The organism is Amycolatopsis sp. AA4 (assembly GCF_002796545.1).
In the GTDB taxonomy this organism is placed as follows: Bacteria; Actinomycetota; Actinomycetes; order Mycobacteriales; family Pseudonocardiaceae; genus Amycolatopsis.
In genome coordinates this window covers 2,150,366-2,163,470 of record NZ_CP024894.1, presented here as the reverse complement: position 1 = coordinate 2,163,470, position 13,105 = coordinate 2,150,366, and the positions used below count along the sequence as shown (strand labels likewise).

Genomic DNA, 13,105 nt, shown 5'->3' with positions numbered 1-13,105 from the left:
GGTGAGTGGTTGCGGTGGGGGGCGCGGCGTGCGGGTAGCGCCCCAATGTGGCATTGGGTGCATGTGACGCACCCAATGTGGCGTTCGGTGCATGTGATGCACCCAATGTGGCGTTCGGTGCGTCTGACGCACCCAATGTGGCATTGGGGCGCATCCCGGGCGGCGGGGCGGCGGGGGCGGCGGGTGGGTCGTGAGGGGAACCCTGAGTGAACTGGGCCCCGGAAGTTGGACTGGTTATGTAGAGGTTAGGCGGCGAGGGTCTGGGCCCGGTATTCGGCCGGGCTCAGGCCTTGGAGCGTGGTGGAGATGCGGGTGGTGTTGTACCAGTCGATGTAGTCGTGCAGTGCCGTGATGAACGTGTCGACGGTGTCGAACTTGGTGTGGTGGAAGAGTTCTTCTTTGAGGTGGCCGAAGAAGTTCTCGGCGACGGCGTTGTCCAGGCAGGTGGCTCGCCGGGACATCGACTGGGTCAGGCCGGCGTCGGCGAGCAGGGAGCGCCAGGAGGCGTGCCGGTACTGGAAGCCCTGGTCGGAGTGCACCAGCGGGCGGGCTCCGGCGGGCAGGGTCGCGATCGCGGCGCGCAGCGAGGAGTTCGTCAGCTCCAGCGTCGGGGACGGCCCGCAGGCGTAGGCGATCACGGACCGGTCGAACAGGTCGATCACGGGCGAGAGGTAGACCTTGCGGTCGCCGATGCGGAACTCGGTCACGTCGGTGACCCATTTGGTGTCCGGGGCCTCGGCGCCGAACTCGCGGTTGAGCAGGTTCTCGGCGGCCGTGCCGGGCCGGCCGGGCCAGGACCGGCGCCGGCGCGGCCGCCGGACCTGGCAGACCAGGCCGAGGGCGTTCATCAGCGCGAGCACGGTTTTCTTCGCCACCCGCCAGCCGGCGCGGGCCAGGACCGTGTGGATCCGCCGGTGCCCGTAGCGGCCGCGGGCGGCCTCGAACGCCTCGGCGATCGCGGCCTTGAGCCCGGCGTGCGGGTCGGGCCGGTCGGGCCGGGCCTGGTGGTGGAAGAACGTCGACCGGGCCAGGCCCGCGACCGCCAGCAGCACCGGCAGCGGATAGTCGGCCTTGAGGGCGGCGACGGCCTGGGTTTTCACCCTCGCCCCTGCTCCCTCAAGGCCCGCAATTTTTTTAGGTAGGCGTTCTCCGCCGACAGCCGCAGGTTCTCCGCCCGCAACCGCTCCAGCTCGCCGGGACCCGGCGAGTCCGCGACACCGGGCGGACGGCCTTTCGGCTTGGGCCGCAACGCGTCCTCTCCCTCGCGCCGATACGCCCGCGCCCAGTTCTCCACGAGTTTGGGCGAGGACAGCCCGTGCTCGCGCGCCAGCTCGGCCGCGGTCGCCTCGCCGCCGACATACCGGCGCACGACCTCCAGCTTGAACTCGAACGCGAACGACCGCCTGCCTGGCTTGTCCATCAGCGCTCCCGCGCTCCGCAGCCTCCAACGATCACGCAAGCGTCGCACGGCACCCGCCGACACCCCCAACCGGGACGCCACGGCCTTCGCGCCATACCCGTCCTCGAACAACGCAACAGCGGACGCCCGCTGCCACTCAGACAACGAACTGCGTGGATGCAACGAACCACTCCCCGGACAGCTGGAACTGGATTCCCAGTCCAACTTCCGGGGCGCAGTTCAGAGGGACTCTGAGTGCGTGAGGGTTCCCCTCACGTACTGGGCTACTTGTCCAGGAGCAGGTGAACGGAGAGTTCCAGGCGGCTCGCCACGTCTGCGGCGGAGGCGCGGCGGGTCACCCAGGCGACCAGGTTCGCCATCCACACATCCGCCACCACGTGGAAGATGTCGCGGTCCGACTCCGTCGGGTCCTCGATGCCCATCGCGCTCGCGAACATGTCCTCCATCAGGCGGCCGACCAGTTCGACCTCGGCGGCCGCGGACGTGTCGGCGAACATGAACGCGCGCACCATCGCCTCTGTCAAATGCGGGTCGCGCTGCATCAGGCGGGTGTTGCGGCCCAGGACGAACATCAGCCGCTCGGCGGGGGTTTCTCCGGGGATCGCGCTGCGCTGGATTTTCTCGTGCGCGGCCTCGAACTGCTGTGCCAGACCCGACACGAGCAGGTGGATCTTCGACGGGAAATACCGGTACAGCGTGCCCAGCGCGACGTCGGCCTTCTCCGCGACCGCGCGCATCTGCACCGCGTCGTAGCCGCCCTTCGAGGCCAGGGCCAGCGTCGCGTCGATGATGCGGCGGCGGCGGTCCCGCTGGGCCGCGGAGCCCAGTTCCTCGCCCATCGCGCCGAGGCCGTTCGCCCGCGTTTTCGCCGCCGGCGTCTTCGCCTTCCCCGGCATCGCCAATCCCCTCTGCCTTGCGGAACTCGTTCCAGTTTCCGGGTAAGCGTACCTGCCCTGGAGAAAGGTTCAACTCGCGACCGCCTGGCGGAAAAACTATAACACGTTCTACACTCGCCAGTAGCTCCGTACCCCGCGAGGAGGAGACCGATGCCGGTCGCGCTCACCGAGGAACAAACCGCGCTCGCTGCCGCCGTGCAGGCCTGGGCGGCGGCACACGATCCGATCGCCGCTGTGCGCTCGGCCGAACCCACTGGCGCCAGTCTGCCGGACGGGTTTGCCGCGCTCGGCCTCACTGGCATCGCGCTGCCCGCGTCGGTGAACGGCGCGGACGGGACGGTCGCGGATCTCGCGGCCGGGCTCGCCGCCGCTGCGGAGGCGCTGGTGCCGGGGCCGTTGCTGAGCACCGCACTGGCCGGGTTGCTGCTCGCGGAGCACGCGAAGGAACTCGCCGCCGAGATCGCCGACGGGACCGCACAGGTCGCGGTGCAGTTGGAAGAATCGGCGACCGTGCCCGGTGCGGACGCCGAGTCGTGGTTGCTCGTGCCGCGCGGCGACCGGTACGTCCTGGTTCCGCCTGGAACAGCGGTGGAACCGTTGGCTCCCTTCGACTTTTCCCGGTCGCTCGGGCGCGTCAAGGCCGACGCCCGCGGAGAAGTGCTGGACCTGCCGGACGTCCGCGACCTCGCGGCGACGCTCGCGGTCGCGGAAGCGGCGGGTGTGGCGCGTTGGTGCCTGACGACGGCCGTCGAGTACGCCAAGGTCCGGGAGCAATTCGGCCAGGTCATCGGCGCTTTCCAGGCGGTGAAGCACCTCTGCGCGGAGATGTTGTGCCGCACCGAAGCGGCCGAGGCGCTGGCATGGGACGCAGCTTCGTCAGTCAGCGATCCGCTGGCCGTCGCGAGCGCTGCGGCAGTGGCGTTGGATGCTGCGGTCGAGAACGCGAAGGACTGCATTCAGGTACTCGGCGGAATCGGGTTCACCTGGGAGCACGAGGCGCACCTGTACCTGCGGCGCGCGTTGGCGTTGCGGCAGTGGCTCGGCGGTTCGCAGCGATGGCGGAAGCGGGCCGCAGACCTCGCGTTGGCCGGGAAACGGCGGACGCTCGGGGTGAACGTCGGCGAGGATGCCGAGGTGACCCGGCTGGTCGCGGAAATCGCCGCGCAGCCGGAAGAAAAGCGCCGGACCGCGCTCGCGGACTCGGGTTTGCTCGCCCCGCACTGGCCCCAGCCGTACGGTCTGGGCGCGGACGCGGCCACCCAGCTGCGCATCGACGCCGCATTGACCGCGGCGGACATCCGCCGGCCGGACCTGGTGATCGGTGGCTGGGCAGTACCGACGATCCTCGCGCACGGCACCGACGACCAGCGCGAACGCTTCGCCAAGCCGACCCTGCGCGGCGAGGTGACGTGGTGTCAGCTGTTCAGCGAGCCCGGCGCCGGCTCGGACCTCGCGTCGCTGCGCACCGTGGCGCGCCGGACGGACGGCGGCTGGCGGCTGACCGGGCAGAAGGTGTGGACGTCGCTCGCCCACGAGGCGGACTGGGCGATCTGCCTCGCCCGCACCGACCCGGACGTGCCGAAGCACAAGGGAATCACGTACTTCCTGGTCGACATGCGCGCCGACGGAATCACCACGCGACCGCTGCGCGAGATCACCGGCCGGAGCGTGTTCAACGAGGTCTTCCTGGACGACGTGTTCGTGCCGGACGCCGATGTCGTCGGCGAACCCGGCGCGGGCTGGAAGCTCGCGCGCACGACGCTGGCGAACGAACGCGTCGCGCTGGGCCGCGGTTCCGCGGTGGGCGAGAACGTGGAGGCCCTGCTGGAATCCGCGCCCGGGGACGTGGACCGCGACCGGCTCGGCACGTTGATCGGGCAGGGCAGCGCGTGTTCGGTGCTCGACCTGCGCGCGACGCTGCGGCGGCTGGACGGCCTCGGACCGGGCGCGGAATCGTCGGTGGCGAAGCTGCTCGGCGTGCGGCATCGGCAGGAAACGGCCGAGTTCGCGCTCGAACTCGCCCCGGAACTGGTCGCGGAAACCCAAGCCGCACAAGAGTTCCTGCTCACCCGCTGCCTGTCGATCGCGGGCGGCACCACCCAGGTCCTGCTGTCCGCCGCCGCGGAACGCGTGCTCGGCCTGCCGCGCTGAACGTCCGTGAAGGACTCCTTGAGGGAATCAGATTCCCTCAAGGAGTCCTTCACGGCACGCTATTCAGCGCGGAAAGCGGCGGCGAGACGGGCGTATTCGTCCAGCAGCGCCAGCGTTTCCGCCTCCGGCAGCGTCGGCAGCATGAACCCGTAGTGGTCCAGCCCGGCGTCGGCGTACTGCTTGATCGCGTCCGCGTCGGCGGGTCCGCCGAAGAGCTGAGACGGCATGTCCCCGCGTCCCGCGTCGGCGAGCTGCTGGCGCACGCGGCGCACGTCGTCCGGCGACACCGCGGGGTTCGGGATCCAGCCGTCGCCGTATTCGATCAGCCGCTTCAGCGCCGCGGGGCTCGCGCCGCCGACGTAGATCGGCGGATGCGGCGTCTGCACCGGCTTCGGCCACGCGAAGATCGGGTCGAAGTCGAGGTGCTCGCCGTGGAACTCGGCCTGCTCCTGCGTCCAGATCTCCTTCAGCGCCCGGATCTGCTCGTTCAGCAGCGCGCCGCGGGTCTTCGGATCGGTGCCGTGGTTGACCATTTCCTCCCGGTTCCAGCCCGCCCCGACGCCGAAGGCGAACCGTCCGCGCGACACCAGGTCGAGAGAGGCCGCCTCCTTCGCGGTGTGGATGACGTCGCGCTGGATCAGCAGCACGACGCCGGTGCCCAGCACCAGGTTCGAGGTGTTCACCGCGGCCGCGGTCAGCGCCACGAACGGGTCGAGCGTGCGGTAGTAGACCCGCGGCAGCTCGCCCCCGCTGGGGTACGGCGTTTCGCGGCTCGCCGGGATGTGCGAATGCTCGGCGAGGAAGAGCGACGCGAATCCGCGCTCCTCCGCCGCCTCGCCCAGCACGTCGGGCCGGATGCCTTCGTCGGTCACGAACGTCGAGATCCCGAAATCCATGCCTCCTTCTACTCCGCGGGCCGGGCAGGTATTCCCCCGGGCTGTTGACAGATCACCGGTCCGGTCCGCTAGCGTTAAATCATCACCCGTTGAATAGGAGGCTCCGGATGGACGTGACGGACGTCGACTTCGAGGAGATGTACCAAGGCAAGACCCCGATCGGGGAGAAAATCCCGTGGGACATCGCCGGCCCGCAACCTGCGGTGGTCGCCCTCGAAGCGGACGGCGGTTTCCACGGCGAAGTGCTCGACATCGGTTGCGGTCTCGGCGAAAACGCGATGTACCTCGCGTCTCGCGGACACCGCGTGACCGGTCTCGACGGTGCGCCGACCGCGCTCGCGCGAGCCCGCGAAACCGCCGCGAAGCGCGGCCTGGACGTCACTTTCGCCCAGGCCGACGCAACCCGGCTCGAAGGGTACGAAGGCCGCTTCGACGCAGTCCTCGACAGTGCGCTTTACCACTGTCTCGACGAAGAAGAACGACACGCGTACGTGGCGGCGCTCGGGCGCGCGACCAAGCCCGGCGCACAGCTGAACATCTTCTGCTTCTCCGACGCGGTACCGGAGAACTTCCCCATCCCGTACCGAATCACCGAGCAGAATCTGCGCGAAACGGTCGGCAACGGCTGGACGATCACCGCGCTCGAACCGGCCGTCTACACCACCGCGATGAGCCGCGAGGGCTTGATCGCCGCGGTCGCCGCCGTCTCGGAGGGCGAACCGCCGGACCCGACCGCGCTCGACACGCTGGACGTCGACGAGCAGGGCCGGGTCCTCGCCCCGGTATGGCGGCTGGCCGCCACCCGGGACTGACCGGTCAGACGTTGCGCCGGTACTGGCCGCCCACCTCGAAGAACGCCTCGGTGATCTGACCGAGCGAGCACACCCGCGCGGCATCCATCAGCACGTCGAACAGGTTGCCGCCGCGGGTGGCCGCCTCGCGCAGCGCCTTGAGCGCCTGCTGGGCCTCCTCGCGGTGCCCCTGCTGGAACTCGGCCAGCCGGCGCAGCTGGGACTGCTTCTCGTCCTCGGTCGCGCGGGCCAGCTCCACCTCGACGTCGTCCTCCCCCGCCTTCGGGTTGCGGAAGGTGTTGACGCCGATGATCGGCAGCGAGCCGTCGTGCTTCTTGCGCTCGTACAGCAGCGATTCGTCCTGGATCCGGCCGCGCTGGTAGCCGGTCTCCATCGCGCCGAGCACACCGCCGCGTTCGGAGATCCGGTCGAACTCGGTGAGCACGGCCTCCTCGACCAGGTCGGTCAGCTCGTCGATGACGAACGAGCCCTGCAGCGGGTTCTCGTTCTTCGACAGGCCCCACTCCTTGTTGATGATCATCTGGATGGCCATCGCACGGCGCACCGAGGACTCCGAAGGCGTGGTGATCGCCTCGTCGAACGCGTTGGTGTGCAAGGAGTTCGCGTTGTCGTACAGCGCGCACAGCGCCTGCAGCGTGGTGCGGATGTCGTTGAAGCTCATCTCCTGCGCGTGCAGCGACCGGCCGGAGGTCTGCACGTGGTACTTGAGCTTCTGCGACCGGTCGTTCGCGCCGTAGCGCTCGCGCATCGCCACGGCCCAGATCCGCCGCGCGACCCGGCCGAGCACCGAGTACTCCGCGTCCATCCCGTTGGAGAAGAAGAACGACAGGTTCGGCGCGAAATCGTCGATGTCCATGCCGCGCGCCAGGTACGACTCGACGTAGGTGAACCCGTTGGCGAGCGTGAAGGCCAGCTGCGAGATCGGGTTCGCCCCGGCCTCGGCGATGTGGTAGCCGGAAATCGACACCGAGTAGAAGTTGCGCACCCCGTGCTGGATGAACCACTCCTGGATGTCGGCCATCATCCGGAGGCTGAACTCGGTGGAGAAGATGCAGGTGTTCTGCCCCTGGTCTTCCTTCAGGATGTCCGCCTGCACGGTGCCGCGGACGTTCTTCAGCGCCCATTCCCGCAGCTCCGCCGCTTCGGTCTCGGAGGGCTCGCGGCCGTGCTCCTCGCGGAACGCGGCGAACTTCTGGTCGATCGCGGTGTTCAGGAAGAACGCGAGGATCGTCGGCGCGGGACCGTTGATCGTCATCGACACCGAGGTGTTCGGCGCGGTCAGGTCGAAACCGTCGTAAAGCGCCTTCATGTCGTCCAGCGTCGCGATGGACACGCCGGAGGTGCCGACCTTGCCGTAGATGTCCGGGCGGGTGTCCGGGTCGTGGCCGTAGAGCGTGACCGAGTCGAACGCCGTCGACAGCCGCTTGGCCTCGGAATCGGCCGACAGCAGCTTGAACCGGCGGTTGGTGCGGAACGCGTCGCCCTCGCCGGCGAACATCCGCGCCGGGTCCTCGCCCTCGCGCTTGAACGGGAACACGCCCGCCGTGTAGGGGAAGTAGCCGGGCAGGTTTTCCCGGCGCAGGAAGGAAAGCAGCTCGCCGGACTCGGTGTAGCGCGGCAGCGCGACGCGCGGGATCCGGTTGCCGGACAGCGTTTCCCGCCACAGCTGGGTGTGCAGCTCCTTGTCCCGGATCTTCACGACCAGCTCGTCCTGCCGGTATTCCTCGGCGAGCACCCGGAAGCGTTCGAGGAGCTTGGTCGATTCGCCGTCCACATCGGACTCCGCGGCGGCGAGCAAGCCGTCCAGCGCGTCGGTGCTGGCGTCCGCTTCGGACAGCGCGGCCTTGGCCGCGGCCAGGTGCTCGCGCTTGCGGACCGCGGCGACCTGCTTCTCGGTCTGCTCGTGGTATCCGCGCACCGTCTCGGAAATCTCCGCGAGGTAGCGCGCCCGGTTGCCCGGGATGATCGTGCTGGCGTCCGTCGAGACCTTGCCCGAAACCTTCGGCAGCGTACCGGCCGACACCGACAGCCCGCGGTCGGCGAGCAGGTCCCGCAGGTGCTGGTACAGCGCGGTCACGCCGTCGTCGTTGAACTTCGCCGCGCTCGTGCCGTACACCGGCATGTCCTCCGGCGCCGAGCCGAACGCCTCGCGGTTGCGCACCAGCTGACGCGCGACGTCGCGCCGCGCGTCCTCGGCGCCGCGGCGCTCGAATTTGTTGATCGCGACCACGTCGGCGAAATCGAGCATGTCGATCTTCTCCAGCTGCGACGCGGCGCCGAACTCCGGCGTCATCACGTACAGCGACTCGTCCACGTAGTCGACGATGCCCGCGTCGCCCTGCCCGATGCCCGGCGTCTCCACGATCACCAGGTCGAATCCGGCCGCCTTGCAGGCCAGGATCGATTCCTTGAGGCCCACCGGGATCTCGCCGCTGGTGGTGCGGGTGGCGAGCGAACGGAAGTACACCGGGGAACCGTCGAGGCAGTTCATCCGGATGCGGTCGCCGAGCAGCGCGCCGCCGCCCTTGCGCCGCGACGGGTCCACCGCGAGCACGGCGATGCGCAGCTTGTCTTCCTGGTCGAGCCGGAACCGGCGGATCAGCTCGTCGGTCAGCGAGGACTTGCCGGAACCGCCGGTGCCGGTGATGCCGAGGACCGGCACCTGCCGCTGCCCGGCCGCCTCGGCGATCGCCGTGAGCCAGTCTTCCGGCAGGTTCTCGCGCTGCAGCTGGGTGATCACCCGCGCGAGCGCCGGCACCTCGCCGGACAGCAGCTTGTCGACCGAGGCGGGCGGCTGCGCGGACAGGTCGCTGTCGCAGGCCTTGATCATCATGTTGATCATGCCCGGCAGGCCCATCTCGTAGCCGTCTTCCGGCGAGAAGATCCGCGCCACGCCGCGCGAATGCAGCAGGTCGATCTCCTCGCGCACGATGACGCCACCGCCGCCGCCGAACACCTTGATGTGCCCCGCGCCGCGCTCGTTCAGCAGCTCGACGAGGTAGCTGAAGTACTCGACGTGCCCGCCTTGGTAGGCGGAGATGGCGACGCCCTGGACGTCCTCGGCGATCGCCGCCGTGGCCACCTCGTCGACCGACCGGTTGTGGCCGAGGTGGACGACTTCCGCGCCCTGGGACTGCAGGATCCGCCGCATGATGTTGATCGAGGCGTCGTGGCCGTCGAACAAGCTGGATGCCGTGACGAACCGGACCGGGTTCGCGGGACGGTACAGGTCGCTGCCGCTCATCCTCCCAATTTACTAGGACTTCCTACTATTGGAAACCCGAGCCGAAAGTGACCCGGCTCTCAAGGGTTGACATCCAGGCTATATTCAACCTGTCAGTTAATTAACCAAGTGATTGAGCACCGATGCCGACGGACCAGCTGAGCACCACTTTCGCCGCGCTGGCGGACCCGACCCGGCGCGCGATCCTCGCCCGCCTGACCGAGGGCGAGGCCACCGTCAACGAGCTGGCCGAGCCCTTCGAGGTGAGCCTGCAGGCGGTGTCGAAGCACCTGAAAGTGCTGGAGCAGGCGGGCCTGATCAGCCGGGGCCGCACCAAGCAATGGCGACCCTGCCGGCTGGAAGCGGGGCCGCTGGCCGAGGTGGCCGGATGGGTCGCGGAGTACCGGCGGTTCTGGGAGTCCGGATTCGACCGGCTGGACGAGCACCTGCGGCAGTTGCGGGAGGGGACTGAATGAGCGAGCTGACCATCGTGCGGGTCTTCGACGCGCCCCGGGAGCTGGTGTTCCGGGCCTGGACCGACCCGGCGCACCTCGCGAGCTGGTTCGGCCCGCACGGCTTCGTCGCGTCCGAGACCAGCACCGACCCGCGTCCCGGCGGTACCTGGCACAGCCGGATCACCAGCACCGAACAGGGCGTCGACCGCCAGGCGTCCGGCGTCTACCGCGAGGTCTCGGCGCCGTCCCGGCTCGTGTTCACCTTCCGCTGGCAGCACCCGGAGGACGAAGTCGGCGAAACGCTCGTCACCATCGATTTCGCCGAATTGGCAGGCAAAACCTCGATGACGTTCCACCAAGCCCCGTTCCCGAATGAAGCCGAACGCGACGGACACAGCGACGGCTGGCAGTCCGGTTTCGAAGATCTCGACCGCATCCTGGAGGACATGAAATGACCGCCGCACTCCCCCGCGTCGTCTCGCCCGAGGAATGGGAAAGCGCCCGGGAAGACTTGCTGCGCAAGGAAAAAGAACACACGCGCGCGGGCGACCGGCTGGCCGCGGAACGCCGCCGGATGCCCATGGTCCGCTTCGCGAAACAGTACGCATTCACCGGCCCGGACGGCCCGCGCACCCTCCTGGACCTTTTCGAAGGCCGCCGCCAGCTGATCGTCTACCACATGATGCTCGGCCCCGGAAACGAAGCGGGCTGCCCGGGCTGCTCGCTGTTCGTGGACTCCATGGGCCATCCCGCCCACTTGCACGCCCGCGACGTCACGCTGAAAATCGTCGCGCCCGCGACGCCGCCGGAGATCGAGCGGTACTGGGCCAGGATGGGTTGGACGCTTCCGTGGGTTTCCGCCGCGGGCACGGATTTCCCCGCGGACTGCGGAGTCGGCGGCGGTTTCGGGGTGAGCGTGTTCCTCCGCGACGGGGACGACGTCTACCGCACCTACTTCACCTCCGGCCGCGGCGGCGACCAGTTCGTCTCCACCCTGCGGTACCTGGACGTCACCCCGTTCGGACGGCAGGAGGCGTGGGAAGAGGAGTCCCGCGGCACCGACGCGCCCAGCAGCTGGTGGCGGCGGCACGACGAGTACTGAAACTTTCCTCGCGCGAGATGTCCGGCCGGCCGCGGCGGCTCCGACCCCTTGGCGACCCATTCCCGCCAAGGAAGCGAGCCCGCCATGGCCGACCTGGTCTACCTCGTCCACACGTCGCTGGACGGCTGCGTCGAAGGCCCCGCCGGAGAGTTCGACTGGCCGCTCATGGGACCGGAACTCTCGGACTACTCGAACGAACTCTCCGAGCGCGCCGCGATGTTCGCCTACGGCCGCCGCGTATGGGAAATGATGGCGAGCTACTGGCCCGTCGCGGAGTCCATTTCGGACCATCCGCACGACCTGGCCTATGCCCCGCTGTGGCGGAAGAAGCCCAAATTGGTCTTCTCCCGCACCCTGACCTCGGCGGACTGGAACACCCGCATCGCCGGCGGCGACCTGGCCGAAGAAGTCGCCGCACACAAGGCAGCCGCGGACGGCGACCTCGTCCTGATGGGCGGCTACGCCTGGCCGCCGAACTCGGCCGCCGCGGGCTCATCGACGAGTACCTGATCTGCGTCCACCCGGTAGTCCTGGGCGGAGACAAACGCCCCTTCGCCGAAGGCGCCGACCGCACAAACCTGGATCTGCGGGAAACCCGCACCTTCGACAACGCGGTCGTCCTGCTCCGCTACCGCACGAAGCTCTGACTCCCGAACCGACCACAACGCGGGATCGCGTCGGCGTGTGGAGGGGCAGTGTGCACGGCCCCCCAGACCGGGCGCACTGCCCCTCCACACGCCGACTTAAATGCGATCCCGCCGCGGCGGCGGAGCCGACGCCAAAATTTCAGTGGGCTTTCGCAGCGCGCAACGCGATCCACTGCCGCATCGCGTACTCGACCAGCGTGATCAGCGTCTGCTTCGTCGATTCCCGCTCCCGGGCGTCGCAGCGGACGATCGGAATGCTCGAATCGATCGACAGCGCCTCGCGCACATCATTGATGTCGTGTTCCAGCACGCCGTCGAAGGTGTTCACGCCGACGATGTACGGCAGGCCGCGGTCCTCGAAGAAGTCGATCGGCGCGAACGAGTCCGCGAGCCGCCGGGTGTCGGCGAGCACGACCGCTCCGATGGCGCCGCGCACCAGGTCGTCCCACATGAACCAGAACCGCTGCTGGCCGGGCGTGCCGAACAGGTAGAGGATCAGGTCCGCGTCGAGCGAGACGCGGCCGAAGTCCATGGCGACCGTGGTGGTCGTCTTGTACGGGGTCTGGTCGAGGTTGTCGATGCCGCGGCTGGCGTCGGTCATCATCGCCTCGGTGGTGAGCGGAACGATTTCCGACACCGAGCCCACGAAGGTCGTCTTGCCCGCCCCGAAGCCGCCCGCCACCACGATCTTCGCCGATGTCATGGTCGGGGGCGCGGTTTCCCGCGGTGCCTTAAAGCCGACGGAGTCCACTCAAAACCCTTTCCATCAACATCAAGTGTGCTTCGGCGCCGTCCTGGCCCGAGATCGTCCGGTGCACGGTGACGAGGCCGGCGTCGGCCGCGTCGCTGATCAGCACCCTCGCCACCCCCAGGGGCACGGACAGCTCCGCGGCGATCTCCGCCACCGAACGCGGGGTCCGGCACGCCTCCATGATCGAGATGCTCTCGATCTGCTCCGCCGCCGCCTGGGGGAAGCCCCCCGCGGCGACATGGTCTTTGGTGGAGATCAGAGTCTCCAGTTCGAGCGCGTAGTTCGCCCGGGTGCGCCCGCCGGTGAGAGCGTACGGGCGCACGATCGACGTCTCCTCGGCCGGGTCCACCCGATCGTGGCGCTCGGGCCGGACGATCGCCGACGGCATCGAGAACTCGCCGCTCGGCGGCCCCGGGTCGAAGAGCCCGCCTGGTCTGGGGCCGTCGGAGTCCGTACTGCCCGGTGGAGAGACGAGAGAGGTCACACCATCTCCTTGGTCGGCCGGCGGCACGGGTGCCGCCGGCGGGTCCGCTGCCGCGTGCGCTCCCGCGGCGGGCGGCGCTGGGGACTGGGATTCCTTCTTTTCTTTGCCGCTCTTCTTCCGTTTTCTGCGCGAGCGGCCCGAATCCAGGCTGAACCCGTTGAGGACGTCGGCGAACGTGCCGTCGTCCCCGGCGGCGGGCTCCTCCCCGCGCGGGGGTTCGCCGCCGGTACCGGGCTCTTCGCCGAACAATCCGGACCCCTGGCTCATC

General features: G+C 69.0%; 14 protein-coding genes and 1 pseudogene. 7 read left to right on the top strand and 8 right to left on the bottom strand.

Annotated elements, in window-relative coordinates; translation table 11 throughout:
• Positions 1 to 245: 245 nt before the first annotated feature.
• From CU254_RS10305 to kstR, 4 genes and pseudogenes are all read right to left on the bottom strand, one after another.
• Complete coding sequence (locus CU254_RS10305) at positions 246 to 1,100, bottom strand: IS3 family transposase (RefSeq protein WP_037713023.1); 855 nt, start codon at positions 1,098 to 1,100, stop codon at positions 246 to 248.
• Complete coding sequence (locus tag CU254_RS44025; protein ID WP_234392755.1) at positions 1,097 to 1,420, bottom strand: helix-turn-helix domain-containing protein; 324 nt, start codon at positions 1,418 to 1,420, stop codon at positions 1,097 to 1,099. Before CU254_RS44025 ends, CU254_RS10305 begins: the two co-directional genes overlap by 4 nt.
• A 39-nt stretch (positions 1,421 to 1,459) precedes the next feature.
• Positions 1,460 to 1,531, bottom strand: a pseudogene (locus CU254_RS44895) (hypothetical protein); the annotation flags it as partial.
• Positions 1,532 to 1,683: 152 nt separating this feature from the next.
• Positions 1,684 to 2,316 carry a cholesterol catabolism transcriptional regulator KstR gene (gene kstR / locus CU254_RS10300; protein WP_009075339.1) on the bottom strand — a complete coding sequence of 211 codons (633 nt, stop codon included), beginning with the start codon at positions 2,314 to 2,316 and terminating at the stop codon, positions 1,684 to 1,686.
• 150 nt (positions 2,317 to 2,466) lie between these two features.
• Between kstR and CU254_RS10295 the strand changes: the two genes are divergently transcribed.
• Positions 2,467 to 4,467 carry an acyl-CoA dehydrogenase family protein gene (locus tag CU254_RS10295; RefSeq protein WP_009075337.1) on the top strand — a complete coding sequence of 667 codons (2,001 nt, stop codon included), beginning with the start codon at positions 2,467 to 2,469 and terminating at the stop codon, positions 4,465 to 4,467.
• Positions 4,468 to 4,526: 59 nt separating this feature from the next.
• On the opposite strand, the gene CU254_RS10290 is transcribed toward CU254_RS10295, so the two are convergent.
• Positions 4,527 to 5,363, bottom strand: coding sequence for an LLM class F420-dependent oxidoreductase (locus tag CU254_RS10290; RefSeq protein ID WP_009075334.1), 837 nt, complete (start codon positions 5,361 to 5,363; stop codon positions 4,527 to 4,529).
• Positions 5,364 to 5,470: 107 nt separating this feature from the next.
• On the opposite strand from CU254_RS10290, the gene CU254_RS10285 reads away from it, so the two are divergent.
• Positions 5,471 to 6,175, top strand: a complete 705-nt coding sequence (locus CU254_RS10285; RefSeq protein ID WP_009075331.1) for a class I SAM-dependent methyltransferase — start codon at positions 5,471 to 5,473, stop codon at positions 6,173 to 6,175.
• Positions 6,176 to 6,179: 4 nt separating this feature from the next.
• Here CU254_RS10285 and icmF read toward each other — a convergent pair whose 3' ends face one another.
• Complete coding sequence (gene icmF / locus CU254_RS10280; protein ID WP_009075329.1) at positions 6,180 to 9,419, bottom strand: fused isobutyryl-CoA mutase/GTPase IcmF; 3,240 nt, start codon at positions 9,417 to 9,419, stop codon at positions 6,180 to 6,182.
• Between the two features lie 122 nt (positions 9,420 to 9,541).
• On the opposite strand from icmF, the gene CU254_RS10275 reads away from it, so the two are divergent.
• From CU254_RS10275 to CU254_RS44605, 5 genes are all read left to right on the top strand, one after another.
• The gene (locus tag CU254_RS10275) at positions 9,542 to 9,874 is read left to right on the top strand and encodes a helix-turn-helix transcriptional regulator (protein WP_009075328.1); all 333 of its coding nucleotides are present in this window, start codon (positions 9,542 to 9,544) and stop codon (positions 9,872 to 9,874) included.
• Positions 9,871 to 10,308 carry an SRPBCC domain-containing protein gene (locus CU254_RS10270; protein ID WP_009075326.1) on the top strand — a complete coding sequence of 146 codons (438 nt, stop codon included), beginning with the start codon at positions 9,871 to 9,873 and terminating at the stop codon, positions 10,306 to 10,308. The genes CU254_RS10275 and CU254_RS10270 overlap by 4 nt, the downstream gene beginning before the upstream one ends.
• The gene (locus CU254_RS10265) at positions 10,305 to 10,955 is read left to right on the top strand and encodes a DUF899 domain-containing protein (RefSeq protein WP_037713194.1); all 651 of its coding nucleotides are present in this window, start codon (positions 10,305 to 10,307) and stop codon (positions 10,953 to 10,955) included. The genes CU254_RS10270 and CU254_RS10265 overlap by 4 nt, the downstream gene beginning before the upstream one ends.
• 84 nt (positions 10,956 to 11,039) lie before the next feature.
• Complete coding sequence (locus tag CU254_RS44610; protein WP_255409844.1) at positions 11,040 to 11,465, top strand: dihydrofolate reductase family protein; 426 nt, start codon at positions 11,040 to 11,042, stop codon at positions 11,463 to 11,465.
• A complete protein-coding gene (locus tag CU254_RS44605) occupies positions 11,420 to 11,602 on the top strand; it encodes a dihydrofolate reductase family protein (protein ID WP_255409884.1) in 183 nt (60 codons plus the stop codon). Before CU254_RS44610 ends, CU254_RS44605 begins: the two co-directional genes overlap by 46 nt.
• 139 nt (positions 11,603 to 11,741) lie before the next feature.
• Here the strand turns inward: CU254_RS44605 and CU254_RS10255 are convergent, their stop codons facing one another.
• Positions 11,742 to 12,353 (bottom strand): ATP/GTP-binding protein, encoded by a 612-nt coding sequence (locus CU254_RS10255; RefSeq protein WP_009075320.1) that lies wholly within the window; start codon positions 12,351 to 12,353, stop codon positions 11,742 to 11,744.
• Positions 12,334 to 13,104 carry a DUF742 domain-containing protein gene (locus tag CU254_RS43615; RefSeq protein ID WP_009075319.1) on the bottom strand — a complete coding sequence of 257 codons (771 nt, stop codon included), beginning with the start codon at positions 13,102 to 13,104 and terminating at the stop codon, positions 12,334 to 12,336. Before CU254_RS43615 ends, CU254_RS10255 begins: the two co-directional genes overlap by 20 nt.
• Position 13,105 lies beyond the last annotated feature (1 nt).

Bases quoted from the DNA above. Each gene is read 5' to 3' on its own strand.
- CU254_RS44610 (WP_255409844.1), top strand. From the start codon at position 11,040: ATGGCCGACCTGGTCTACCTCGTCCACACGTCGCTGGACGGCTGCGTC.
- CU254_RS44025 (WP_234392755.1), bottom strand. From the start codon at position 1,420: ATGGACAAGCCAGGCAGGCGGTCGTTCGCGTTCGAGTTCAAGCTGGAG.
- icmF (WP_009075329.1), bottom strand. From the start codon at position 9,419: ATGAGCGGCAGCGACCTGTACCGTCCCGCGAACCCGGTCCGGTTCGTC.
- CU254_RS10295 (WP_009075337.1), top strand. From the start codon at position 2,467: ATGCCGGTCGCGCTCACCGAGGAACAAACCGCGCTCGCTGCCGCCGTG.
- CU254_RS10275 (WP_009075328.1), top strand. From the start codon at position 9,542: ATGCCGACGGACCAGCTGAGCACCACTTTCGCCGCGCTGGCGGACCCG.
- CU254_RS10290 (WP_009075334.1), bottom strand. From the start codon at position 5,363: ATGGATTTCGGGATCTCGACGTTCGTGACCGACGAAGGCATCCGGCCC.
- CU254_RS10270 (WP_009075326.1), top strand. From the start codon at position 9,871: ATGAGCGAGCTGACCATCGTGCGGGTCTTCGACGCGCCCCGGGAGCTG.
- CU254_RS10285 (WP_009075331.1), top strand. From the start codon at position 5,471: ATGGACGTGACGGACGTCGACTTCGAGGAGATGTACCAAGGCAAGACC.
- kstR (WP_009075339.1), bottom strand. From the start codon at position 2,316: ATGCCGGGGAAGGCGAAGACGCCGGCGGCGAAAACGCGGGCGAACGGC.
- CU254_RS43615 (WP_009075319.1), bottom strand. From the start codon at position 13,104: ATGAGCCAGGGGTCCGGATTGTTCGGCGAAGAGCCCGGTACCGGCGGC.
- CU254_RS10265 (WP_037713194.1), top strand. From the start codon at position 10,305: ATGACCGCCGCACTCCCCCGCGTCGTCTCGCCCGAGGAATGGGAAAGC.